We start from the raw sequence: 24838 nt of genomic DNA, 5'->3' as shown, positions 1-24838 counted from the left end.
GAGGTACTTGGCGTTATTGACATGTCCATTGACATCGATTTCCGTACAGCGAACAGGTGTCGTGATCTGTGTAACAGTCATTGTGAATCCTCGCCTCCGGTTGGAATCCATTACGGATACATTGTACCAGTCAGGGAAGTGTAATCGTATGAAGCTCTGGATGGAGGAGTGGTGAATGTGCACGGAAGTCGCCCGATGTGGATGCTGATGCCAATGGCCGCCATATTGGCCAGTTTTGCGCTACCCGTACCTCTCTCGCAGGCGGAGACGAAAGCAGCTGATGTAAAGCAAAAGGAGCTTGAGCCCCTGTACGAGGAGTATGCGGATGAATACGATGTGCCTTGGACGCTACTCGCAGCCATTGACCGTTACGCCGAGTTGACAAAGACGAAGGCGGAGCACGCTGAGGCGCCATATTATGGATACGCGTTTCGTCCTTATACGTGGTCGGGCATTGCCAACCCGAACCCGATCGACATTTCGCCAGTGACCATCGACATGTTTTCAGGCATTGGGCGGGATTCCGATGGGGATCAATTGGCCGTACCGTGGGATGAGGCGGATAGAATTCAGGCATTGGGGTACTGGGTTCACGAGGAGACAATCGAGGACGACGACGACCAGGAACTGGCTATCTGGAATTTATTCCAAGACCCGGTCGCAATGGATAGAGTGTTCGCGTTCTCCAAGATTTTCGAGACGTTCGGACTCGAGGCAAACGGACACAGTTTCCCAGTCTCCAAGCGCTACAACTATTCGGTAAAGCACAGTTTTGGCGCTGGACGAAGCTGGGGAGGTAGGCGCGTCCACGAGGGCGTTGATATTTTTGCGGACTACGGAACGCCCGTTTTGGCCTGCAGCTACGGCTACGTCGAACTGAAGGGGTGGAACCGGTATGGCGGCTGGCGAGTCGGCATTCGCGACGCAAACAATATTTACTATTATTACGCGCATTTATCTTCATATTCCAAAGGATTGCAACAAGGCGATCTCGTCCGACCAGGCCAAGTTATCGGCTACGTCGGGAGCACAGGCTACGGACCGCCGGGCACATCGGGAAAATTCCCGCCACATCTACACTTTGGCATTTATAAAGACACGGGCTCGCACGAGTGGGCGTTTAGCCCATCGGGGTATTTGATACAGTGGCAGAGGCAAAAACAGACCATCTGGAATCCCGAACAATCATCGACAGGTTCGCACAACAGTTGATTGTTATCGACAAAAAAACCTACAATGATACGGAGTGTGTTATTGTGGGAGGGGCTCAGTAGACGATGCAAAGGAATCGAAGTTGGTCACAAGGTACGCAAGCCTGACGAAGTGCGTGAGCGCATGCGTACCTTCTTTTTGCGCGTTCTGATATGGTCCCTAAGAGGGAGTGAGATGGAATAGTGGATGGGAAACCCGCGCGGCTTTCGCGAACGGTCATGACAGATTTGGTTTTGCCGCCGGACACAAATCACTATGGCACAATTTTTGGCGGCAGAGTGATGGCGTATGTGGATAAAATCGCAGGGATTGCGGCCATGCGGCACGCCCGCAAACCAGTTGTTACCGTCTCGAGTGACAGCCTCGATTTTTTGGCCCCGATCAAGGTCGGTGAGGCGATTTATCTCGAGGCGTTCGTCACGTACACGCACACTACGTCGATGGAGATTTACGTCAAGATCCAATCAGAAGATCTGATGACTGGAGAAGTGCGAATGACCGCCTCGTCCTATCTCACCTTTGTGGCGGTAGACGAACACGGGAACAAGACGGAAGTGCCCCCTGTGATTCCGGAGACCGAGGAAGAGCGCATGCATTTCGACACGGCACCTGAGCGTAGAAGATTGCGCATCGAAAGAAAGCTAGAGAGAGAGCGCCGCTTGTCACGCACGCAGCGGTAGCACATGCGAAAATAGGGACGGAACACGACATTATTCAGGTGTACAGGAGTTGAAGTTATGCAAGATCAGGCGCACCTTGTCGCAGACGGTGCAGACGGAAGCAAACCGTTTGCTGCTCGCATTGCGAAATGGTGTACATATTTACTCATCGCTTTTCCGATTGTGGATTACACGTTAAGACTGTCCTTCTTGCACGCTATCGGCTCGATTTGGGACAAGGTCGTACTGCTGATTCTCGCGCTCGTCGCATTGAACCGATACATCCGTGGGCATCGGCCCGCCGGGTTTGCTTGGGCCAAGTTTGCGGGCTGGTACATCCTGTACTGTTTCGCATTGATGCTCATCGGGCTCGGCCATCCGTCGGTGGCGTTCGACGGGTTTCGGATGGATATCTACTACATCGTGTTTGGGCTCTTGTTGCCATTCGTCGTCGATCCCGCCGACGTCCCCAAGTTCCTCTACGCCGGGGCGGCAGTGGGCATTTTGCTGGGCGTTCACGGCGTCATTCAGTACGTCATGGCCCCGCAGATTCCGAGCGGTTGGGTGGACGTCACGGAGCATGTTCGCACGCGTGTGTTCTCCGTGTTGAAGTCTCCAAATGAACTCGGCGTGACGATGGAGATGATGATTCCGATCATCTACGGCCTGTGCATTTGGGAAAAGAATCGAACGCGCAAATGGGTGTACGGCCTAGGCGGCTTGTTCTGTCTTTTGACCCTCCTGTTCACAGGTACGCGCGGGGCTTGGTTGGGGTTGGGCGTCGCGCTCTTGGTCGTCGCGATCGCCTTTGAGCGCAGGCTCCTCATCGTGCTCGTCGTGCTCGGCGTGGCAGGGTTCTTCTTGCCGCCCATCCATCACCGCGTGATGGATCTGTTCAACCCGGTTTACATGATCAAGTCGTCTCAGGGTGGCCGTATTATTCGTTGGCAGACGGCGTTTGACACCATGTCTGGCAACCCGCTCTTCGGCGCCGGACTCGGCCATTATGGGGGCGCTGTGGCATCGACTCAAGGGTATTCCATATACTCAGACAACTACTACGCGAAAGTGCTCGGTGAGTCGGGACTTATCGGGCTGGTGTTGTTCGTGTCGATGCACGTCGCGATTATACGCGAGATGATGGTGACCGTCGTCAAGCGTGCGAAGGGTCGCGAACGCTATTTGGCCTTGGGTGGATTCGCAGGGGTTCTGGCAGTTCTCGTGCACAACATCGTCGAGAACGTATTCGAATACGCCCCGTCCATCATGCTGTATTTTGTCATGGTGGGGCTGTTCCTGCTTTGGGGACGCAGCTTGGAGAATCGGGAGGGACAGCATGAAGAATAACCTTCTGAGACACGTCCTTCACGTGATTGGCTACATCGTTTGGGCGGTGCTGGTGAACGCGCTCGCCGTTTGGATCATTGGGCCGCTCGTCGAAGATCTCGCCATCTTCGGTGTCGTGGCGGCGGTCATCCTCATCATCCTGTGGTTGACAAGCCTTTACCCAAGGTATCGTCGACGCTTTGTGACGTTTACCCTGTTTAGTTTGATGCTCGGTCAAGGGCTCTCTGCATTGGCGTTCAGCAGCGTCTCGAAGACGCTAGTGGTGAGTGTCGTGATGTGTGTCGGGCTGTTTATCGCAGCCATTTGGTTTGGAAAAATTCGCTTTTTCCCACTCTTGTTCGGCACCATCGCGGTGATTTTGGCAAACGCGTGGTTGCCATTCGCCGATTGGCCGTTTTTGACGCAATTCCGGATTGTGCAGCACAGTCGCTTGCACATTGACCCGCACGACCTCGACGCGGCTCCGTTTGACGTAATCCACACGCCGACGGGTGACGCGTTGTTGACGGTCAGTCAGTACATCCCGTCAAAGGCGCTGCTTCAGCAACTCGTACAGACTGCGACCGACACGCCTGACGCGCTGCAAAACGTTTTGCAGACCGCACAAGGTGAATATCGCTTTGTCGAGATCAAGCGGGTGGGTAACCGCATCGAGCAGGTACCAGCGTCCGCTGCAGATCTCGCACAGGCTCATCCGTTGAACCTCATCAAGTCGTTCTTCCCGTTCCAGCTCGCGCATTGGTACGTGGCGAACGGCGAGTTGTCCGAATACCTGTCACCGTACTTGACCAGCAATCAGGCCGTGGAAACAGCCGTCAACTCGGCTTCCTACGCGACGTCGATGCAGGCGCTGAGCAACCAAGGAGTGCAGGACGAGCTTTCCAACTGGCAGTCCGCTCTAGCGCAGCTGGGTGTGAAGGCAAACCCGAGCGGCTGGCGGATTGAGGCCGAAAAATTGACCGGATCGTATCAGGGCAAGGCGCTCTCTGTTCCGGTTACTGCGACGAGCGTGGTCGGCGAAGGCCACTTTACGTCGACGTCCGCAAATCAGTTGCTCCTCGTGGGGAACAACGATCTTCAAGTGTTCGATCTCGACGCGCAGAAAGTTATCACGACCTACCGCGGAACTTCGGCCAACCCGGTTCCGAATGACGTCGTCATCGGGCCGCTCTCGCACGGTGGACGAGATGCGATTATGGTCAACGCGGCGCCGGCGTACATTCTCACGGTGAGTTCGTCTGGCACCTGGCAACAGGTCTATACGGCGACGAGCAATTCGTTCCGGTTTGAGACCGTGCTAGATACCAGCAACGGGCCGACGCAAATTATTACGGACGACCCATCAAAGATTCGCAACGCCCCGACGCGCTACTTCTCGTCGTACCACTTCGTGCCGGGAAGTGCGGGCAAAGAGGGCCAACTGGAGCGCAACTGGCGCGTGTTCAGGACCAATGTTGTCAACGTGACGCCCATCACCTTGACAAACGGGGGTGGCGAGGACCTGGCGGTGGCGATTTACGGCAGTGGCGAGTACTTGATTTTGCACAAGACGAACGTGCCGGTCTTGCCAATTTCGGCGGGGCTGTTCTGTGTCATCGTGATTGCCGGATGGGTTAACAGGATTCGCCTGCGGAAGGGAGGTGGTCAGGCATGAGTCGACGCGTAATAGGGTTTGGAACGATTGTCGCCATGCTCGCCCTCGCTGGATTGACAGGGTGCACGCCGGCGGTCCAGGCACCTTCCTCTGGCGCTGCGACGGCGCAGACGGTGATTCACCAAAATGTGTCCTGGAATCCGTTGTCCGCGGCGGTCGACAAGAGTACCACCGCGACGATGTACAAGCTGGAGTCCGATGTTGAATTGAAGAACGGAAGTATGCACACGAGCTACACGGTGTATGGCACCGTCAATCTGCCGGACAGGGCGTCCATCAGTATTCACGAGAACAACTTCAACATCAGCTTTTATCAGCAGGGGCAGGTGGCGTACGCCGACGAGGCGAATTCGTGGACGCACGCCCAGCCGATCTCAAGTCTCGGTTCGTACGGAAGCTACCAGCGGCTGATCCAGGATGCAGCGGCGAAAAAAGTGTCCTTGACGCAGCTCAACCGCACGTTTGTCGTCGATGAGTATTGCAATGTGTATCGTTTCACGATGCCAAATCAGTCCGTACAACTCCCTGGATTCCTTGAGCAGGTGTCCGGGGCGAAGAGCCAGTCAATCGGTGCCAATGAGCCCATTGAATACACGTTCTATGTCGGGCAGAAGACAGGCTACGTCCGGGAGGTCCAAACCGATTCGGTCAATCCAGTCGATCAGCTGGGACCAGTCGCCACAGACACCACGACGACGTTTTTCGACATCGACGAGCCAAAAGTCGCAACGGTGCAAGTACCCCAAACTTTGGTAACTCAGTTAGAAGGTAGTGCCCAGTAGTTGCGGAATTTTTGCTTTGCGCGTAAAATAGTTTACGTAACCAGTCGCTGAGTTCCGATTTGGGAGCGGAGGAACCATTGTATTGGGGTGAATCGCAGCGTGTGCGTAGGGTCGCCTACACCCGAACCCGTCAGCTAACTCCGTAAGCGTTGTAGGGTTTTGTTTGCTTGTCCAAAGAGGGACTTGGCTGAGATTGAAAAATTTCGGTCAAGGAGTTGGTCCGTATGATTGCAAAACCAGAACTGCCAGATTACATGCGTGACATGGAGATCAAGCATGCGTTGAAGCACTTGGCTCCCCGCAAGTCTGGAAAAGCAACGAATGGGACGGATGAGATGAGGTCTCGTCCCACGGAAGAACGTTAACTGACGCCAATATGTACTGGGGGCTGTCCCAATGGTCATCGTGGGTGACCGGGGATGGCCCCTTTCCATTTCCTCGAGCCCAGTTCGTCGGAATCAATTTGGAGAACTCTTGTTCAATTACCTCTTGGCATCATGGGCAATTTTGTGCTACACTACTTCGGGTAATTACAGTGGTCCTCTGCCGGTTATGTTCGGGTATGAACACTTGTGTGAAGGGAGGTCTGGCCATGAATTTACTACGTTCAGTGGTCGAAGACCAAATCCGTACGGATATTCCGGACTTCCGTCCTGGTGATACTGTACGCGTGCACGTAAAAGTGCGCGAGGGTCAGCGCGAACGTATTCAGGTTTTCGAAGGCGTCGTCATTCGCCGTCGCGGATCTGGTATTAGCGCAACCTACACCGTCCGTAAGATTTCTTACGGCGTGGGTGTAGAGCGTACGTTCCCGTTGCACTCGCCGAAGATCGACAAGATTGAGGTAACTCGTCACGGTAAGGTTCGTCGTGCGAAGTTGCACTATCTGCGCGGTCGTTCCGGTAAAGCGGCTCGTATTAAGGAAATTCGCCGATAACATCAGGGACAATCGATTAAAATACGGAGGGGGCAACCCCTCCGTATTTTATATGTCCACAGTTGGAAATGCTTTCAAGCACAGCGATGATATAAATTAGAGGAGGTGGATGCCGTTGACCGTCCAATGGTACCCAGGACATATGGCGAAAGCGCGACGGATTATGGAGAGTCGCATCAAACAGGTGGACGCCGTGATCGAGCTGGTAGATGCGCGTCTACCGATATCTAGCCGCAATCCCATCCTGGAACAAATGTCGACCCGGAAGCCGAGTATCATCGTGATGACCCGAGATGATTTGGCGGATCCAGAGGGCACACAGGCCTGGTGCGAGTATTTCGCCGAGCATGACATCATCGCAGTTCCGGCCAACGTCCTTTCCGGTGAGGGTTTGGGCAAGGTGAAGGACGCTCTGTACCGGGTAACGAGTGAGAAGGTGAATCGGGACAAGCAGCGAGGGCTCAAACGCACGATTATTCGCGCGATGATCGTCGGAATCCCGAATGTCGGCAAATCGTCCTTTATCAACAAGACGGCCCGTAGGTCCGTCGCCAAAACCGGAAACCAACCAGGGGTGACGAGACAGGAACAGTGGGTGAAGATGGGCGATATCGAATTGCTCGACACCCCCGGCGTTCTGTGGCCAAAAATCGATACGCCGGAGCAAGGATTACGCCTCGCCATCAGCGGTGCCATCAAGGAGCAGATCTTCGACATGGAAGAAGCTGCTGCCTATTTCGTCGTGTACGCGACACAACGTTATCCACAGCGCTTGAAAGAACGGTATAAGCTCACGGAACTGCCGCTTCTATCATGGTCCGACATTCAAACGGTATGGCCCGAAGTGGCACCTGTCTTTGAAGCCATCGGTAGAAATCGGGGGATGCTGGCGCGAGGTGCTGAAGTCGACGTGAATCGCGTGTCGAGAATGCTCGTCAAAGAAGTTCAGGACGGCATGTTGGGACGGCTTACGCTCGAATGGCCGGACACAGTGACGCTTTGATGATTTAAGCCAGAAAGACGGGTAAGGACTTCGGTTGTAGCGCCATCACGATTGGCGGAATCGAATCCGCTGTACGTCTGTTTATGTACCTTCTATACATACGTCGAGTGGGATGGGTGCTCCATCTCACTTGTTGTCATTGTCGTCTGTGCTCTTCCCTAATTGGTATACATTTTTACAAGACGGTCCTGTTCATCTAGGCCTGTCGCATGTAGACTGAAGTAAATTACTCGGAGGTGGGCTCATGCGTCAATCCAAACAGGCTCTAACCGCGGTGCAGCTTCGGCACCGTTTTGACGGTGCCATGGCGGGAACGAGTCTGTATGCAGGTGTGGACGAGGTCGGCCGTGGTTGTCTCGCAGGACCGGTTGTGGCGGCTGCAGTCATCCCTCCACGAGACGTCGAACGCTGGGCGCCCGTCGATGATTCGAAGCGCTTGTCAGAGCGCAAACGCGATGAGTTGGCAGCCATGATTGTGGAAACGGCCGTAGCGGTTGGTATTGGGGTGGCAGACGTGAAGGAAGTAGATAAGCTCAATGTCCTTCGCGCGACACAACTGGCTATGGGACGAGCAGTCGCCCATCTAGCGGAGCATGTAGAAATTTTGTTGGTCGATGGGATATATGCGGCAAACAGCCCCGTGCCGTCATTGCCGATTGTTCGGGGTGACCATCGCTCCTTGGTCATCGGTGCGGCTTCCATCGTCGCCAAGGTGCATCGTGATACATATATGAAGGAACTACACTTGCTCTACCCGGACTATGGGTTTGCTGCGAATGTAGGCTATGGAACCAAGGAACACCTCGAGGCGTTAGACCGATTGGGCCCTACGGAGCACCACCGAATGAGCTTTGCGCCCGTGCGCGATGCACGTACCATACAGACGAGGTTGGTATTGAATGGATAGTCCAATCACACGGATTACGTCGGCGGATCAACTTTCCAAACTCAATCGACTAGACCCCGTGACGCGGGGGGTCGGGGGTGGCGTAGATACGCCGTCGACCGGTTCGGAGAAAGTACAGACACCGGTTTCGTCGACTCGCGGTGTCGATGACCAGATGTTTGCACTTGAGCAACACGTGCCCTTGGCAATCCTCCAAAATCCGCAACTGCAGAAGGCGGAGTGGGCATGGAAACTGCTTGTCATGCAGCAACTCACGGCTTCTTTCTCAGCGCTGAATGACGATACAGAACGCGGTACACTTAGCGTCGGGTCGCGGCAGACGGAACAAGCTGGGTCATCCAACGGCGACGGACAAGCGGACGTCTCACGAGGATTCGCTGAAAGTGCGCTGCATTCCCCAGCTGTCGGTTCGGCAACCTCGCTCGGCATGGAACGGGCGGAGGTCGCAGTGCGGAAATTGTGGGAATTGCTCGCTGACACGGCGGCCCAGTCGGATAAGCTTGGTGAGTCGGTTGATTTAAATTTTAAAACCGATCCGCCGCTGCTGCCGTTTGCTTCGATGAACAGGGAGACCATTGCCTTAGCCGAAAACAAGCACGATGCGAGCCGTCTGCAGGCGTGGGTCCTGCAGGACCGCATGTTGGCAGGCGTCTTGGACAATCCGTACGAGCGAATGGGCGGAGGGGTTTTCTTCCCAACGTCGCACGTGCAGTCGCAAGACCCACCTTATCAGGCGGTCAAATGGAAAGCGCATCGGCAGACGCGAATCGGTGCTGCTGGCAAGCTAATTCATCGTATCAGGTTGGAGATGGAGGTACAGGGGCGTCCTTTAACCTGTATTGTCACTGCACAACGCCCACAGCTGTTTGTTCACTTCGTGAGCGATGACACACGCCTTCTTTCCCACCTCAAGCGTGGCGAGGAGGTCGTGTCGCAACCGCTTCGCGCGTGTGGATGGGAGCTCATTGGCTGGACGGCTGGTCAAGGTGTGCACGGGGAGGATGTAGATCGATGACGACGAGGCGAGCGGTCGCACTGCGCTATGAACGTCAACGGGAAGAAGCGCCGCGCATCGTCGCGAAGGGTGCTGGGGATGTGGCTGAAGCCATTATACGGTCTGCGTCCAGCAACGATGTTCCTGTAATGGAGAATCAGCAACTTGTTGATGCCCTAATTGGGCTGGAAGTAGATAGCGTCATCCCTGCCGAGATGTACCAGGCGGTCGCAGAGGTGTTGTCGTATGTCTACCAATTCGGACGAAAGCCCAAATAGTGTTGGCCGCAAAGGTGAGGATATCGCATGTGAATATTTGAGTCGATGTCTTGGGTGGTCGGTTGTTGACCGCAACTTCAAAACGAGATCTGGGGAATTGGATATTGTCGCATATACACCGGGGAGGTATGTGTTTGTCGAGGTGAAAACGAGACGAACACACCGTTTTGGAGTGCCCGTGGAAGCGGTCACGCCAACCAAAGTCGCCCGGTTGGTGCAACAGATACACTACTACAGTCGAGCCCATTCAATCGACCTCGACCGCTTTGAAGTCTGCCTTGACGTCGTAGGGCTCACTTTGCACCAAGGTGTACTGGCTTGTGTCCAACATGTTAGAATTCTGCCTTAACACAGGCAGGGAGAGTTGCATGCCTAGGGCGTTTTCTCGTAGAAAGCGCGTTTCCCCTGTGCACAAGTCAACTGTACCCAACCTTCGTTCTGCTCGCGTCAATTGTCGCCCACGCGAGTCATGAGCCCCTGCCCAATTCCGGACCCTGGCACCCCGGCAATACAATCACATCGCCAATAAAAAGTTCCGTATATCCCGTCTGGAATCATTCTTCCAAATCCCATCCCGCTTGTCTCGCAAGGTTGTGGCGGAAATGATTGTTCAGTGAGAAATCAGCGTAGCCGCTTTACACTTTGCGCCGATTCAAGTGGGTCCTTCGGCGCAGGCGCGGATGGAGCAGGCCCCTTTTACGGTTCGCGTCTGTTGGGCGGCTCCATCGCGGCGCTCGAGCTTTACAAGTCGGTTTGTGAAGGTTCCTCCGGGATTCGAATGGCGGTCTTTAATTCATCCATCATCGCTGGCGCAGCAGGTGAGTTTTCCCGCTCTTGATGTTCTGTCTGATCTATCGTCGAGGCTATTGGGAGGGCGTCTCGTTGATGGGTCACTTTTCTATTCACTCGGGACTTCATCCATATCACGCTCCTTTCAAATTAGCATTCGATTAATGTCTGCGTGTTACTAATCCAATTTTCTCCTACTTGCGGGGTGCAGACGAGTGTGGACGCCGCGCGGCGATAGGAGTGTCAGCGTTTCACGGTTCGACCAAAAACCAGTGCAAGTGTTAGTTTCCGGATTGACAGTGATGTGGATGCGGCGGATGATGAATACAATGACTACAGTGCAGGAGAGGTAAGTTGTACGCTGCAAACCGTTGGGTTGTATGAAGCTGTCATCAAGTCGCAACCGCATCATTGAAGAAAAGGGTGGCATAGGTGCTCGACTTTTCAGATATTCAAATTGAGGACGTCGTGATTCATTGGGTTGGAAACAAGGGTCGCGACGAGGGGATATTCACCTCTCGTTCAGTGACATCCGTGAAAGAGGAGGACGTAAAGGCATTGCTTGCGACCTACTTGTTAGAGCCGTTCGCCAAGACGCGCGTGATGAGTCGGTTCGTACACACTTCGGACCTGCGATTCAACGAAGTGTACAACTATGTTTCACAAATCTTTTCGCAACCGGACACCCTACTGGAACAGTCAATCAACCTGGTACGGCACCTGTATGAGTGTTCCACTCACCCACGTATCAAGGGTGGTGAGTTCTACATGGTCTATTTAAAAGGCGTGAAGCTTGATGGTGAAATTGGCAGTGCCATTGGGATATATCGCACGGAGAACAAGGAGACCTATCTGAAAGTCGTCGAGCGGGAGGGAGGATACGGCGTGGAGGCGGATCGGGGAATCAACATTCACGCCCTCGATAAAGGCTGCCTCGTGTTGGATACCGAGCGTGAAAATGGCTATCGATTGTTCACGGTCGACGCACACGGAAGGGCCGCGAATGAGGCCCGATATTGGCGGGAGGATTTTCTATCCGTCGATTTTGTGCCGGACGAGGGAACCATTACAGGGCAGGTCCTCGACATGTTGACGGGGTTTTTGAAGGAGGGCGTTCCCGCTCAGGACGCTATCAAACCGGCGGAGCTTCGCGCCAATACTGTCCAATTCTTCGAGCAAAACGACCAGTTTGAAACCGCGCGCTTCGAGTCGGAAGTGTTGAAGGAGCCAGAGACGATCGAATCATTTCGCGCCTACCGAGGTGAATATGAATCGTCCACTCAGATGGAGGCACCACCGGAGGCGTTCACCATCTCTAAGGAGTCCGTGAAGGCTGCCAAACGCAGAATGCGAAGCGTAATCAAGTTGGATACGTCGTTCACCATTTACCTTCGCAACTTGCAATCGGAAGTTCTGGAGAGGATTGAGCGAGGCGAGGATGCAGGTAAGGGCTTGAATTATTACAAATTTTATTTTAAAGAAGAAAGTTAGGGCAAAGGAAGTATGTTACAACACAGGAGTAGCTGTTCAGACGCTTTTCGTCACTCGTATGTTTGATGACTGACGAATGCTCCAACGACCCACGCGTGGTGTCCGGATCCCGATTTTTCGGCGGAGGTGTTCCGTGTGAATATTCAGTATACGGTTGTAAAAGTTCCATCTTGTTTCGGAGCATCCGCCTCATACAAGTTTTTTCGACACACGGAAGGGAGCGACAGGCTCGCTGTCTTGTTTCCTGGACACGGGTATACGCTCGACGCACCCGTCATGTGGTACGTGGCGAGGGCGGCGCTCGAGGCTGGATATGACGTATTGGGCGTAGAGTATGGCTTTCAGGCAAATCGTGCGGCGGTTCAGGCGGATAAAATTCCAACGGTCGCCCGCGAAGTCGCGACGGGATTGGAACGGTGTTTGGAGGGCGTTTCCTATGGACGGTACGTCTTTGTCGCAAAAAGTCTAGGTACGGATGTTGCACGACTGACTTCCTCCACCGTCTCATTTCCGGTAGAGGGATACATTTTTTTGACGCCACTACCAAGAACCGTTCCGTTTATCGAGTCGTCCGGCAGCATGCTCGTCCTCGTGGGCGGATATGATCCACTCTTCACGGATTCGGATATCAGCCGTATTTCCGCACTTTCCCACGTTACGCTTCAGGTGTTTCCGGAGGCCGACCACGGGCTTGAGATCGATGGTAATGTGACGCAATCCTTGGTCACCCTGCAAGAGACGACAGAACTGTGCCGAGACTTTCTCAAGTCGCTGTGAAGGGCGGTGATATGATTGAACTCGCGAGTGGAATTGTTGGATTGCGGGATACAGTAGAACGGGGTCCATTCATGTGAGGGACTGCCGTGGAATTCGGAAAAAGGGGAAAGCGATTGAAGAACAAACAGTGGTTTTTTATTCTTGCACTATTTCTTGTTTCCTTAAATTTGAGGCCCGCCATTACGTCCATCGGGCCTTTGCTCACGCAAATTCAGGCAGACCTTTCGATGAATGCGTTGACCGCCAGTTTAATCACGGCGATTCCCGTGTTTTGTATGGGCATCTTCGCGCCGTTGGCGGGGATACTTTCGAGTAGACTCGGCATTGATTGGTCGATTCTATTGTGCATCTGTCTGGTGGGACTGGCCACGGCAGCGAGATTCGTCGTCCATACGTCTGTCATCCTCCTCGTATCTGCCTTCTTAGTCGGGGTTGGGGTGGCAATTATTGGTCCTCTCCTGTCTGGCTTCATCAAGCACCACTTTCCGGAGCAGGCGCCCACGATGATCGGCATCTATTCTGTGGGCATCGGCGTCGGCGCGACATTGAGTGCTGGACTGGCTATTCCGTTTGCAACGTCTTTTCATTCGTGGAAAAGTGCGCTCGGCATCTGGGCACTGTTGGCCGTGGTCGGGTTCTTCATCTGGCTGCCGATTCTTCGGGGGAGTCGGCCACAGGAGGCTGAGGGTCCTGCGACGAAGCGACGGTTGCCCTGGGACAGTGGTCGAGCGTGGGTCTTGCTCATCGCCTTCGGCCTTCAGTCGGGCATTTACTACTCGGTCACCACGTGGTTGTCGCCAAAGACGGAGGAGTTGGGCTACAGCCAAGCCGCAGCCGGTATCGTGTTAACGACATTCTCCGTGATTCAGATGTGTTGCAGCTTAGTCATACCAATGCTGGTCAATCGAAGTCGAAGCCGTAAGCCATGGCTTGTTGGCTCAGGCGTACTGACGCTTTTAGGCCTGACGCTTTGCGCCTTTTGGACTTCCCCTGTGAGCCCCTGGTTTGCCGCAGCAGTGTTAGGGGTAGGTCTCGGCGGTCTATTTCCGATTTTGCTCATTTTACCACTGGACGAAACGCGGACTGCCGACGAGGCAAGTCGTTGGACCGCGATGATGCAATGTGGGGGCTATATCATGTCGGGTATCGTGCCGATGCTGGCAGGTGCTATCAAGGACTCCCTCGGCAGTTATCGATATTCGTTTATGGCGCTGATGATTTTGGCAATTTGTCTCGTGGTCACATCTGTGTTCTTAAATAAGCGAGAGGAGCAATTGGACGCAGAGGCATATTCGGGGTGATACGTAAATGCCTCGCGAACGACTGACGTGTCGCTACACTGTAGAGTGCGGGAGCTTGGTGTCTGGAATCGTTAAGAATATCATCGCTCCCGCCCTGGTCTATGGTGTTATCGTCGTCGTGTTTACGTTTGTTTTCTACCGCTCATCAAACTCACCCAGGGATGACCATCACTCGTAACCAAGGAAAACGCCATATCCCCACATGCCCCCATCCGCAGATTCCAGCGGTCATCGTCATTCCAAACTTTTACTTCGCAAAGCAGACTACGAGCCCTTCGCTGGGCTAGACACACTTGAATTCACACCGAATCCAACAAAAGCACAGATGAAAGTTTGTGCGTGCACGAAACAAAACACACCTGGTGGTCGTCTTGTAGGGTGTCAGAAGGGATGTGGGTTCACGTCATGGCTTGGCTTACGCCCGACGAGGCCGCTCTGTCGTTGTTTGACGAATACGCCGACAAAATCTATGAATTTGCGAAATACAGTCTGGGGAATCAGAGCGATGCGGAGGACCTGGTTCAGGAAGTGTTCCTTCGCGTCTATCGAACATGGAGCAAGCGTCCCGCAGACAACCCTAGTGCTTGGGTGTGGACGATAGCAAGGAATTGCGTGCGAGATGTGTATCGCCGGAGAGCGCGCCATAAGGAGCAGCCTACCGACGATTTGGAAACTTGGACACATTGCGCAAGAGGGCCGGATACCTTGGTCGAAGTCGAAGACCTATTCCGAGCGCTCACGCAGTCGGAGAGGCAGGTCGTCTACTTGCGCCTCATTGATGATCAGTCAACGGAAGCAGCGGCAGAGATCTTGAATTGGAGCAGTGCAAAGGTCAGAGTAACGCTGCATCGTGCGGTGAAGAAACTGCGCGTGATGCTTTCTGGTGACACGGCCGGCGCCGTGTCTCAATCCAAAGAGAGGAGGAGTTCTAGGTGAACTATGACGATATCGAGCAGGCGCTGCAGTCTGGAAAACGGGCGACGCTTATGGCGGACAGAAAAGCGATTCTCCGTAAGCGGCTGGCCGAGTGCATAGCGGCGGAAGAGAGCGGCTATCGTTATCCATCACGGCGTCGGCGTCTTCGGCCGTATGCGTATTCAATTGTCGGCGTGGTCATCGCCGCCTGCGTGGTAAGTGCCATTGTCTTTACCCCGAAAGCAGGAATGAACGAGCGTTCGAGTTCGACTATGGCGACTTCAGAAAGCACCGCCGCCGTCGGATCGACGCCTGCTGCGCCGACAGAGTCTGCCGCGAGCGCGGGGAGTACAGCCGCCGGGCTAAAACATACATCCGTCGCCTCGACGTCGATTTCGGATGTTTCGATTTCTCGGATTCAGCTCACTTCACGCGGTGGCGGTTGGGCAATCAGCAGCAGAGGGAGGCTGTTGCATACGACGGATGGTACCGTCATGTGGAAGGATGTTACGCCGGAAGGCGTCACACTGCCGACAGGGGTGTACAAATCGTTTGGACCGTATACCACGTATGATTTTCATGAACGAAACGTAGCGAGTTTCTCGACGAGTGCGGAGCCAGGGATGATTTATTCCACGCAGAACGGCGGGGTCACGTGGAATCATGTTCTACTGCCTATCAGCGAAGGGGAACGCGTTCAACAAATTCAATTTGTCGATGCGCAAGACGGATTTGCTGTCGTTCAGGCAGCTGGCCAAGACGATGGAACGTTCCGGCTGTATCGGACGATGGATGGTGGGAAATCGTGGAATGTGGTGTATGCGAGCAGCGACGGCGCGCATGTGAAATCGAACGTGAATACACATCAACCGGGTGCTCTCGAGATGGTCAATCGTTCCACGGGATACCGGATGAGTTCACAGGTTCCGGGTGAAGGCCCCGACTGGTTTAAGACGACGGATGGCGGGGGCACCTGGCTGGCCTGGAAGCCAAACGTCCCCACACCGAGTGAGCTCGTGGATGCCAGTGGGGCGTTTGACGTGTTGCCTCAATTTTTTGGACAGAACGGCATTTGGACAATCGAGTATCGTACGGCAGCGGCCACTTACTTAGAAGTCTATCATACGGACGATGGCGGAGAGACCTGGACGTCCACGCCCCCACTCAGGCTTCCAAGCTTTGAGGCGACGACCGACGTGTACTTTGCCACCCCGACTTCAGGTTGGATAGTGGGCCGTGTGAGCCATCGATTAGAACGAACCACAGACGGTGGACGGACGTGGACGGACATCCCTACCTCGCAGGATTTGACGAATGTGTTGGACCTGACGTTCCGCGACAGCTTGAATGGCTACGCGACGATTGCGACATCAGATGGGGGCCCACAAACGCTCATCCGCACCACGGACGGGGGGCGACATTGGGTCGTCGCGCATGAGAAGCTGCAACAGGATAAAGAGTGACAGTGGGTCACGTTCGTCCGTAGTTGCGTTACGCCGTTCCAAAGTGCTTCAGTCGGCGGGCCCACCGATCCGCCATCCGTTGCACCGTATACAAAAAGGCACCGCACGACGCGGTGCCTGCGAAACGATTCAGTCGAGCGGTTTGAGATTGGCGACAATCTCGGCGCGACGCGGCTCGAGGAATGGGGCGAGCACAATTTTCTCACCGAGTGATTCCGGGTCTTCATCGACCGCAAACCCCGGCTCATCGGTGGCGATTTCGAATAGAATTCCGTTTGGCTCTCTGAAATAGAGGCTGCAGAACCAGTATCGATCGACCTCGCCACTGTTCGGAATGCGATAGGACTGTATTCGCTGAATCCACTCGTGATACTCCGTTTCGTTGGGCGTGCGGAAAGCGACGTGGTGAACGCCGCCTGCCCCTAGTTGCGCCACGGGCAATTCGGGTTGCACTGCGACGTGCAACTCTGCATGGGGGCCACCAGGTCCCATTTCGTACACGTAGACGGTGTGCTTCGCGTTTTCTGGATGAGCGTACTGGCGCACCTGGCGCATCGACATCACAGTGGTCAACACCATGTCGGTGTATCGCAACTCTGGAACGCTGATCATAATTGGACCCTGTCCGCGAATTTGATTCTCAGCTGGAACCACACTGCGCTCCCACGCCTCGTGTGCATCTCCCCGACCCCCGTCATCCACCAAGGCAAGTCGTTGGCCTTCCGGATCTTCGAAAAGAAGTGTGGCACGGCCGTCGATGTTCTCGATTGGATTTTGTTTTACGCCTTTGTCGCGGAGCCAGTCGGCCCACCAGCTGAGGGCGCTCTCCCCATGAACGCGCAGATACGTTCTGGTGATACTGCGGGTGCCTCGCTCTTCGCGGGGGATATCCCAATCAAAGAACGTCAAATCGTTCCCTGGAACGCCTCGTCTGTCGCCACTATAAAACAGGTGGTATGCACTAACGTCATCTTGGTTTACGCTGCGTTTGACCAGTCGCAATCCCATCACGGTTGTATAGAACTGATAATTCTCGCGAATGCGCGATGATACTGCCGTCAGATGGTGAATACCCATCAATTCCATTCTACATTGTCCCCCTCGTACACCTGACTCGAATCGCGTGCTTGTCCACGGAAACACCATACGGATATTGTCTCGCTTGGGTAAATGCCGATACGGTAGTTCGAAGTTACGAGATTCCTCGCCAAACACATATCTTCGATTCGGAGACTACAGATACACTTTAATATAAACAACTATAAAAAGTAAATTAAATATAAATTTCCTCACCATCTAGCAAAAACGAGCGGGATCGATTGTCCCGCTCTAGATGACTCGCGTAAATTTGGTAAGATGTGAAGTGTCTATAGCAGGCTCTAGTGAAAGCGGGCTGACTACGTGAACTTTTCTTCCCAGACGTTCTGGCACAGAATCGGTGAGTGGTTTGCAACGTTTCCGATCCCGATGCCAGTTTTCCTGTTGGTGCTCGTCTACATTAGCTTTTCGCTCGTCTATCCGAAAATTCGGGATAAAATCAAGGAGGGTTCTCGCGGAGAGCGAGTCTTTCGAGTTGCGCTATACTCGGTGATCATGCTACTGACTGGCTATTTTGGGCGCTCCGAAATAAAATCGAATACGGACAAGCCTTTTCATATTGGAGAAGTGGATATCCCTGCCTTTCTGGATTGGTTTGTCCTGATTGCGATTTCTTTTGCCGTGATCCAGGTGCTCATCACTTTACTTTCGATGAACGTTTATCAAGGAATTCTGCCGGACTCCCTCCAACCGGTGTCCCGCTCCAAACAACGGCTTGACAAATTGACGGTGGAGTACCAAGTGAGTCGACGATTTACGGAAGTTGCAGCAGATTGGACGAGGCTGGATATGAGAACGCTGCTCCGCGAGCTGCGTCTCAGCTATCCGGACTCTTTCACCTTTTTACAAGAGACATTGAGACTGTATCTGAATCTCGTGGCGGACGCCCTGTTGGACGACGGGATTCATATCGATTACGAGCTTCTCTCGCCGCAAGAAGTGCAGCAGGCGAGTGGGAGGTTCACCACGCTCTGTTCGGCGATGCAGGAAGTGTCGAAGGGGGCGGTTCGCGCATGGGCCAAGACGAAGGACGAGAACGACATCACGCAAGGTGAGGATTACGCATACGACCCATCAAAACCAGTATCCTTCGCGTCGCTGGTGATATCCGTGGAGGGCTTCGCGGTCGTGGTAACCGTCAGCGCCGACCAGGTGATCCCCTCAGGAGCGTTCGAAAATCTACTCCTCCTATTCCGCTCTATCGTTTCGTCGGAAGACATTTGGGACTATGAACGAGTTCATCAAGAGTATCTCGAGCGGTTCGAGACGGAGGATGCGATTGCGGAGTATTTATGGAAAACCGTTTCTGAGGATGAATCACTTGGCACTTGATCCGCTGTGCTAGAATCGAACTAGGAAGGTGGTGGCAAGACAAGCATGGCCAAGCAGGAGATATCTAGCAAGACACAACAACAGTTGTTACGGCAAGTGGTTGAGCGCAAAATGTTGGAAAAGTCCCGGAGGGCTGAGAAGGTCGAGCCGTCACCAGGGCATCGCAAGTGGATGGAGTACGCCGCGAAATAGATAATCTACGAATAATTAACCTCTCTGGGCGTTCCAGAGAGGTTTAATTTGTTATGGTCCCGACCATCCTGCTAGTAAACGTGTTGGTGGGGTGAAACAGATGTCTGAAAACGGAAAGGACCATCGTGAGTTGGGTGGAAAATTGCTGAAGAAGGCACACAAGGAATCAATCGAACGGATTCGTAAACAGCATGATCCGACGCGGCCCAACGCAAAGGATATCAAGCAGCGTGACAACTACCTTAGGTATCTTGAGAAATAAGTCCTGTTTTCCATTCTAGCAATGGTTAAAGTAGACCGATTTTCTGGAGGCCATAGGCGATACCTCCATGGTTCACATCTTTCGTCGCGAATGAGGCGTAGGATTTCACTTCATCGCGCGCATTGCCCATCGCGATCCCCATGCCGACATACGAGAGCATTTGCACGTCGTTCAAACCATCACCGAAGGCGACCACTTCCTCGGGTCCAATACCTAAATGGCGAAGCATCGCTTCTATCCCGCCGGCTTTAGACACATCGCTCGGGAACAGGTCGAGGTACAGTTTGTGGGCCCGGATAAACTTCAGTTGTGGGAACTCAACTGTGTACAGATCTTCCTCCGGCTGCTCGCAATACAAATACACCTGATAAACTTCTACCTCTTTCCATGCGGTCGGTCGATATTCTGGTTTTTTTACGATTTTGAGATAGTCAAACGATTCTTTTACGTACGGGTGATCGTCTTGTGTCGTGTAACACGCATCATCCGTTGCATATACCAGTGCGTGCCCGCGTTTGTGGGCGAGGTCACTGAGTCGTTCTAGCACATCTCGTGCGATTGGCTTCCCAAACACTCGTTTTCCCTGGTATTCTGCGTATCCACCATTGCATGTGACAAACGAATCAATACCAAACTCGTCCGCGACAAACTTGAATTGGCTTGGAGCGCGTCCCGTGGCGATGAATACGTCGATACCGTTGGCCTGCAAGCGCGCCACGGCATCTCGTGTATCATTCGGGATCTCTTTATGTTCATTTATTAATGTTCCATCTATATCGAAGAACACCGCTTTGTAAGTCATGATTACCTCCGATTGTTTAATCAGCCGCGAACCAGGAAATTCCTTGGTGTGCCGATGGAGACCAAATTTCGCAAACTCGACGGATGTTGGGGTTGAGGAGTCGAGGAATGGTCGTTATGAGTACGGATAGACGCGGGGCCACCACATAGTGTAATGCTTCTTTGCTATCAGATCAAAGGTGCGGTGTTCGTCCATCAGGCGGATCGTATAGATCTCTTACAATCGCTGACACGACGAACGCACCTGATTTGAACATTGATTGGTTGTATCTAGTCGCTAGCGTTGGTATGGCACCATAAATCTCCTATAGCTAAATAGCGGTACAACGCGCACAATTGATTCTGTTAGCCAAAGAACGGTTTCGGTCTGGCGATAGGGTGGTAATGCGTTGGGATGGCGGATTGGCCAAGTTTCTCTAGGTTGAACGGGGACGAGCTGTCTGGGGTGCGCAAAAGCTACGAGAGGAAGGCGGCGATGAGATGATGGATGGGTCGCATATGTCAGACGAGGACCGGCAGTTGCTAGCACAAGCCGTTGAACTTCTGGAATGTCAAACGTTTGCGGATAGGGCGACAGGTTGGATTGGAAGGCCTCTAGACAAGGCAGTCCGCACCATCCCGCAGAGATACCAGAGGAAGCTCGCGGACGTGGTACACTCCGCCATCGGAAAGGCGTTTGATTGGGTTCTTCTCACTGTCGACTCGTCGAAAAAGCCTAGTAAATCAAGAGATCTAGCGCACAAGTTAGCTTCTGCGGGGATTGGTGCGGCATCCGGGTTTGCTGGTGGATGGGCATTTTTAGCTGAACTTCCCGTTTACACGACGGTGTTGCTGCGAACCATCGCCGATATTGCTAGGGCCGAAGGAGAAGACTTGTCGGATCCAGCCGCACGTGTAGCCTGTATCGAGGTACTCGCACTCGATGCAGGGGCTTGGGGCGATCACGCCGGAATCAGTCAGTACTATCTACTTCGCAGGAGTGTCGCCAGCGCGGTCGCGGAAGGCGCGATGTACGCAGCGAAAAGCGCCGCCTCTGCGAGCATCGGTCAAACGTTTGCGGAACTTGGACGAGATGCCTATACACACGTGGCTGCGCAGGCGAGTAAGGAGGTCGCGGCGGCGTTGGCGACTGACGTCGGGACGGCAGCAACTGGCTTATCGACACTAAGCCAGCTGGTAAGCATTGTCTCCCGACGCTTCGGCGTAACTGTGTCGGAGGAGTTTGTCGCCGGTATGATTCCAGTGATTGGTGCACTCGGCGGGGCAACCATCAATTTTGCCTTCACGGACCATTTTCAAAGACTTGCCCACGGTCACTTCACTGTCAGGCGTTTGGAAAGAGTGTATGGTTGTGACGTGGTGGAAGCTGAGTACCACAGATTGAGATCTGGATTGTCGGATCTCGTATGCGTCCCAAATCGTAGAATGCTAAGATGAACGGGTTCACACACAGCCTTTCCTGGCTCAGACACGTATTCAAAAATTTGGATTTGCAACAATTCCTGTTTTTGCTGCTTAACGGACGGAAAACGGGTGCTAGGAGTGATGCCTTTTGCGATATGCTGCGGGTGTTTGACCGGCAATTTGGGTAAACACTCGCGTGAAATAATGAATAGATGAAAATCCACATAATTCAGAAATTTTTTTGATTGGGTGTTCGCTCTCACTGAGTAATTGCCGTGCGATAACCATACGCTCCAACTGTACGAACGTCTTGTAACTCATTCCCATGTTATCTCTGAACAATCGTGAAAGATGCCGACCAGATACATTGAGGTACGCGGCAACATCGCCTAGTGGAATTGGCCTATCCAGATTATCCCGTATGAAAGTGAGCGCTCTCTCGAGTGCGGGGTTTCTCTGTGAAGGGGAATGGACGTACGCGGGCGATTCTATCGGCCGAAAGCTGGTGGCGAACGAAACAATGAGTGCAGTGGACAAAGCACGTAACGTGTCTTGTTCGAATGTAGGAAGCGATGCGGTGCGTATGAGAGCATCCCACACAGAATTGGATACAGGTTCTTCTTCCCCGCGTATAACCACATTCTCGATGTCCGTCATGTTTTGCAATCGAGTTGCCCATAGGTTTGAGTTTCCTTTCCCTGGAGTTTCGAAGGCAACAAACGCGAGGGTTAAACCGCTGTCACTTAGGATTTGATGAATGCTATTAGGTCTGGATATAAATAGTGATCCATCGTTCAATTGGAATTCTGTTCCGTTTTCAACATATAACCCTCTTCCTTGTAAAACATAACAAACCTCAAAGAATGAGTGCTTATGCGATATGTTGCTAAAGTGCGCTTGTTCCAATCCCCAATAGTGTACGAGGATTTCAATTTCAGATAATCGGATACTTTGAAGCGTGGAATTCAGTACATTACGGACACGCTGGGTATCGATTTCTCGCATCTTTTTCACTTCCTCTATCATGACATATGTCCGATTTCTGCAAATATGTATCACCTTCCTGCAAAGACATATGAAGTCTTATAAAGCACAATAAAGGCAAGCATAAGCATTCTTAAACCAGTTTGTCTGAGGGAGGTTTTCGTAATGGAGTTTTCGAATGAAGACGTTAAATTTTACAAAGAAAATGGATATTTGTTGGTACGGGGGTTATTCAGTGTTTCCGAGGTAGAGGAGATGCGGAGTGCTATAGACGATATTCTCGATAGGGCAGCGCGTACAAAGTTTGACCGTTCTGCGACGTGGCAAGGGGATTATCTGCCGCAAGAAGAACTTAAGAAACTTGTTCTAAAAGGATTTCATGATGTCCACTATCATGACTCTGCATTTTTGAGAGCGCTAATGCATCCGAATATGCGACAGGTACTTTCCGGATTAATAGGACCAAATGTACAGCTACACCACTCGAAGATGCTCGTAAAACCACCTGAAAATGGGGCTGCGTTCCCATTGCACCAAGACCACCCGTATTTTCCGCACGAAAGGCACACGATGTTGGCGGCTAGTGTTCATTTGGACGATGCAGATATGGAAAACGGATGCCTCGGTGTCATCCCTGGGTCACATAAATTAGGGCCGATACCACACGTAGGTCAATATTATCTGAATCACCTGGAGTACCCACTGTCTAGAGCGACACCGTGTCCAGCAAAAGCAGGCGATGTGCTTTTCTTTAATTATTTGACAATTCATGGTTCTGACATAAATCGGAGCAATCGAGTGCGTAGAAACGTGCTGTTCCAATATCGTGATGCTGCGGACCCGCCAACCAAGAATGTGCATGTCAATTGGGGGCAAGGTTTGATGGTATGTGGAAAGAACCCTATATTCAAGGAGTATAAGCCGGGTAGCCCATCTGACATCGAATGATGTGCATCGGCAACCGCAGATTAAATAGAATTTTCAATATACTCAAAATCCAATATGATAGGGGATAGCGAATGTTTCCGTTTAAAACAGCTCTAAACGCTTCTACATTGTTCCCTTTTAACTTAAACATCGTAGAACAAGTGAAGATCGCCTCAGACGCTGGCTATGAGGGCATTGAACTCTGGATGAGAGACATCATGTCGTATTTAGACAACGGAGGATCTCTGCAGACCCTAAAAGCGTACATTCGCGATTCAGGAATCTCAGTGGTTAACGCTATAGCGTTCTTTCGTTGGGCTGATAAAGACGACACTCTCCGAACGCAGGGACTACTTCAAGCTCGCCGGGAAATGGAAATCCTCGCTCAGCTTGGATGCATTGCGGTCGCGGCTCCACCCTTTGGTGATTTGAAGGGTGAGTCTCTCAGTACTATCGCGGAACATTTCGCGGAATTGCACAACATGGGACTGATGATCGGAGTTGAACCTTATCTTGAATTTTGGGGCCGTGCGATACGGATTTCCAGCATCAGTGAATCCCTGTTTGTATTGATGGATAGCGGAGTGCAAAACGGTAAACTTCTGCTAGATCCATTTCATATGTACACTGGCGGCAGTGAGGTTGAACAACTGGCATATATAAATGGAGCGAGCATTGGGATCGTACACGTCAATGACTGTCCTAAGGATGCTAATCCACAGACCATTATGGACAAAGACCGAGTATTTCCTGGAGACGGAATATTTCCTTCCAAAAAATTCGCTCAATTCCTACACGGTATTGGATACAATGGATTTTTATCTCTCGAATTGTTTATTGAACAGTTTGAACATGAATCAGCACTAGAGGTTGCGACATATGGACTCCACAAGATCCAAGATGCCTATTCGATATAACACTTGAGATACATGAGGCGCAGGTATGTTTGGCACAGGAACGGTCGTTCCTTTCGCCGTATGAAGGGTTTCAAGAAAGGGCGATGAGCTGTTGGTGCCACCAAAATCACGACGTCGTAAAATCGATTATCTCCGAACCTCTTCCACTATCCGAGGGACATGAACGTATCGACCAAATTAAATGGACCAGCGGTTGATTAATCATGAGAACACAGAAACGACAAACAGCAAGGAACTCATTAAAGAGGTCTCGCTGTTTGTCGGCTCGTTCAAGGCTCTGGAATCACGATTTGTTGTAATCGAAGAACCGTCTTAAAATCGAACCCACTGACCAGATTCTGCACTTCGCCACGCAGCCTCTGTCAACCTTGAAACGCGATATCCACACTCTGCAGGTGCAGCTGCGGTATCT

General features: G+C 52.6%; 28 protein-coding genes and 1 riboswitch (1 of these 29 cut by a window edge). Of the genes, 24 read left to right on the top strand and 4 right to left on the bottom strand.

The features are described from left to right. On the bottom strand, positions 1–81 hold the start of the coding sequence (locus NZD89_RS18560) for an acyl-CoA thioesterase (RefSeq protein ID WP_268004258.1). The gene continues 315 nt to the left of window position 1, outside the view; the window shows 81 of its 396 coding nt (coding positions 1–81); it begins with the start codon at positions 79–81; the stop codon falls past the left edge of the window. A 96-nt stretch (positions 82–177) separates the two neighbouring features. On the opposite strand from NZD89_RS18560, the gene NZD89_RS18555 reads away from it, so the two are divergent. The 18 genes from NZD89_RS18555 to NZD89_RS18470 all read left to right on the top strand — a co-directional run bounded on the left by NZD89_RS18555 (position 178) and on the right by NZD89_RS18470 (position 16509). Beyond that, positions 178–1212 carry a M23 family metallopeptidase gene (locus NZD89_RS18555; RefSeq protein WP_268004257.1) on the top strand — a complete coding sequence of 345 codons (1035 nt, stop codon included), beginning with the start codon at positions 178–180 and terminating at the stop codon, positions 1210–1212. Positions 1213–1430: 218 nt separating this feature from the next. Beyond that, positions 1431–1892: an acyl-CoA thioesterase gene (locus NZD89_RS18550; protein WP_268008536.1), complete on the top strand. Its 462-nt coding sequence runs from the start codon at positions 1431–1433 to the stop codon at positions 1890–1892. A 57-nt stretch (positions 1893–1949) separates the two neighbouring features. After that, entirely contained in the window at positions 1950–3218 is a 1269-nt protein-coding gene (locus NZD89_RS18545; RefSeq protein WP_268004256.1) for an O-antigen ligase family protein, read from the top strand. Further along, complete coding sequence (locus NZD89_RS18540) at positions 3208–4872, top strand: ferric reductase-like transmembrane domain-containing protein (protein WP_268004255.1); 1665 nt, start codon at positions 3208–3210, stop codon at positions 4870–4872. Before NZD89_RS18545 ends, NZD89_RS18540 begins: the two co-directional genes overlap by 11 nt. Beyond that, positions 4869–5654, top strand: a complete 786-nt coding sequence (locus NZD89_RS18535) for a hypothetical protein (RefSeq protein WP_268004254.1) — start codon at positions 4869–4871, stop codon at positions 5652–5654. The genes NZD89_RS18540 and NZD89_RS18535 overlap by 4 nt, the downstream gene beginning before the upstream one ends. Before the next feature lie 35 nt (positions 5655–5689). Further along, positions 5690–5818: riboswitch (cyclic di-AMP (ydaO/yuaA leader) on the top strand. Between the two features lie 60 nt (positions 5819–5878). Next, positions 5879–6019, top strand: coding sequence for a hypothetical protein (locus tag NZD89_RS18530; protein ID WP_268004253.1), 141 nt, complete (start codon positions 5879–5881; stop codon positions 6017–6019). 227 nt (positions 6020–6246) lie between these two features. Then, positions 6247–6591: a 50S ribosomal protein L19 gene (gene rplS / locus NZD89_RS18525; protein WP_268004252.1), complete on the top strand. Its 345-nt coding sequence runs from the start codon at positions 6247–6249 to the stop codon at positions 6589–6591. Positions 6592–6706: 115 nt separating this feature from the next. Next, the gene (ylqF, locus tag NZD89_RS18520) at positions 6707–7594 is read left to right on the top strand and encodes a ribosome biogenesis GTPase YlqF (protein WP_268004251.1); all 888 of its coding nucleotides are present in this window, start codon (positions 6707–6709) and stop codon (positions 7592–7594) included. 244 nt (positions 7595–7838) lie between these two features. Beyond that, complete coding sequence (rnhB, locus tag NZD89_RS18515; RefSeq protein WP_268004250.1) at positions 7839–8501, top strand: ribonuclease HII; 663 nt, start codon at positions 7839–7841, stop codon at positions 8499–8501. Further along, positions 8494–9516 carry a hypothetical protein gene (locus tag NZD89_RS18510; RefSeq protein ID WP_268004249.1) on the top strand — a complete coding sequence of 341 codons (1023 nt, stop codon included), beginning with the start codon at positions 8494–8496 and terminating at the stop codon, positions 9514–9516. Before rnhB ends, NZD89_RS18510 begins: the two co-directional genes overlap by 8 nt. Continuing rightward, positions 9513–9773 (top strand): EscU/YscU/HrcU family type III secretion system export apparatus switch protein, encoded by a 261-nt coding sequence (locus tag NZD89_RS18505; RefSeq protein WP_268004248.1) that lies wholly within the window; start codon positions 9513–9515, stop codon positions 9771–9773. The genes NZD89_RS18510 and NZD89_RS18505 overlap by 4 nt, the downstream gene beginning before the upstream one ends. Next, positions 9742–10122 (top strand): YraN family protein, encoded by a 381-nt coding sequence (locus NZD89_RS18500; RefSeq protein WP_268004247.1) that lies wholly within the window; start codon positions 9742–9744, stop codon positions 10120–10122. The genes NZD89_RS18505 and NZD89_RS18500 overlap by 32 nt, the downstream gene beginning before the upstream one ends. 264 nt (positions 10123–10386) lie before the next feature. Beyond that, positions 10387–10611: a hypothetical protein gene (locus tag NZD89_RS18495; protein WP_268004246.1), complete on the top strand. Its 225-nt coding sequence runs from the start codon at positions 10387–10389 to the stop codon at positions 10609–10611. Between the two features lie 383 nt (positions 10612–10994). Beyond that, on the top strand, positions 10995–12053 hold the full coding sequence (locus NZD89_RS18490) for a nucleoid-associated protein (RefSeq protein WP_268004245.1): 1059 nt from the start codon (positions 10995–10997) through the stop codon (positions 12051–12053). A 135-nt stretch (positions 12054–12188) separates the two neighbouring features. Beyond that, entirely contained in the window at positions 12189–12830 is a 642-nt protein-coding gene (locus tag NZD89_RS18485; RefSeq protein ID WP_268004244.1) for an alpha/beta family hydrolase, read from the top strand. Between the two features lie 113 nt (positions 12831–12943). Continuing rightward, the gene (locus tag NZD89_RS18480; RefSeq protein ID WP_268004243.1) at positions 12944–14131 is read left to right on the top strand and encodes an MFS transporter; all 1188 of its coding nucleotides are present in this window, start codon (positions 12944–12946) and stop codon (positions 14129–14131) included. 390 nt (positions 14132–14521) lie between these two features. Then, complete coding sequence (locus NZD89_RS18475) at positions 14522–15067, top strand: RNA polymerase sigma factor (RefSeq protein WP_268004242.1); 546 nt, start codon at positions 14522–14524, stop codon at positions 15065–15067. Beyond that, positions 15064–16509: a WD40/YVTN/BNR-like repeat-containing protein gene (locus tag NZD89_RS18470; protein ID WP_268004241.1), complete on the top strand. Its 1446-nt coding sequence runs from the start codon at positions 15064–15066 to the stop codon at positions 16507–16509. The genes NZD89_RS18475 and NZD89_RS18470 overlap by 4 nt, the downstream gene beginning before the upstream one ends. Before the next feature lie 129 nt (positions 16510–16638). Here the strand turns inward: NZD89_RS18470 and NZD89_RS18465 are convergent, their stop codons facing one another. Further along, on the bottom strand, positions 16639–17595 hold the full coding sequence (locus NZD89_RS18465) for a ring-cleaving dioxygenase (protein ID WP_268004240.1): 957 nt from the start codon (positions 17593–17595) through the stop codon (positions 16639–16641). 315 nt (positions 17596–17910) lie between these two features. Between NZD89_RS18465 and NZD89_RS18460 the strand changes: the two genes are divergently transcribed. The 3 genes from NZD89_RS18460 (at position 17911) to NZD89_RS18450 (ending at position 19393) form a co-directional block, all read left to right on the top strand. Continuing rightward, entirely contained in the window at positions 17911–18939 is a 1029-nt protein-coding gene (locus tag NZD89_RS18460) for a hypothetical protein (protein WP_268004239.1), read from the top strand. Positions 18940–18984: 45 nt separating this feature from the next. Then, positions 18985–19131, top strand: coding sequence for a hypothetical protein (locus NZD89_RS18455; RefSeq protein ID WP_268004238.1), 147 nt, complete (start codon positions 18985–18987; stop codon positions 19129–19131). A gap of 100 nt (positions 19132–19231) precedes the next feature. Beyond that, a complete protein-coding gene (locus tag NZD89_RS18450) occupies positions 19232–19393 on the top strand; it encodes a hypothetical protein (RefSeq protein ID WP_268004237.1) in 162 nt (53 codons plus the stop codon). Between the two features lie 25 nt (positions 19394–19418). On the opposite strand, the gene NZD89_RS18445 is transcribed toward NZD89_RS18450, so the two are convergent. Then, a complete protein-coding gene (locus NZD89_RS18445; protein ID WP_268004236.1) occupies positions 19419–20195 on the bottom strand; it encodes a Cof-type HAD-IIB family hydrolase in 777 nt (258 codons plus the stop codon). Positions 20196–20674: 479 nt separating this feature from the next. On the opposite strand from NZD89_RS18445, the gene NZD89_RS18440 reads away from it, so the two are divergent. Further along, positions 20675–21631, top strand: a complete 957-nt coding sequence (locus NZD89_RS18440) for an EcsC family protein (RefSeq protein ID WP_268004235.1) — start codon at positions 20675–20677, stop codon at positions 21629–21631. Between the two features lie 99 nt (positions 21632–21730). Here the strand turns inward: NZD89_RS18440 and NZD89_RS18435 are convergent, their stop codons facing one another. Then, positions 21731–22603 carry an AraC family transcriptional regulator gene (locus NZD89_RS18435; RefSeq protein ID WP_268004234.1) on the bottom strand — a complete coding sequence of 291 codons (873 nt, stop codon included), beginning with the start codon at positions 22601–22603 and terminating at the stop codon, positions 21731–21733. A 144-nt stretch (positions 22604–22747) separates the two neighbouring features. Between NZD89_RS18435 and NZD89_RS18430 the strand changes: the two genes are divergently transcribed. Continuing rightward, positions 22748–23530, top strand: coding sequence for a phytanoyl-CoA dioxygenase family protein (locus tag NZD89_RS18430; protein ID WP_268004233.1), 783 nt, complete (start codon positions 22748–22750; stop codon positions 23528–23530). Between the two features lie 71 nt (positions 23531–23601). Further along, positions 23602–24426 carry a sugar phosphate isomerase/epimerase family protein gene (locus tag NZD89_RS18425; RefSeq protein ID WP_268004232.1) on the top strand — a complete coding sequence of 275 codons (825 nt, stop codon included), beginning with the start codon at positions 23602–23604 and terminating at the stop codon, positions 24424–24426. Positions 24427–24838 lie beyond the last annotated feature (412 nt).

It is taken from the genome of Alicyclobacillus fastidiosus (assembly GCF_026651875.1).
Classification (GTDB): Bacteria; Bacillota; Bacilli; order Alicyclobacillales; family Alicyclobacillaceae; genus Alicyclobacillus; species Alicyclobacillus fastidiosus.
This window is presented reverse-complemented; position numbering and strand designations above follow the sequence as displayed.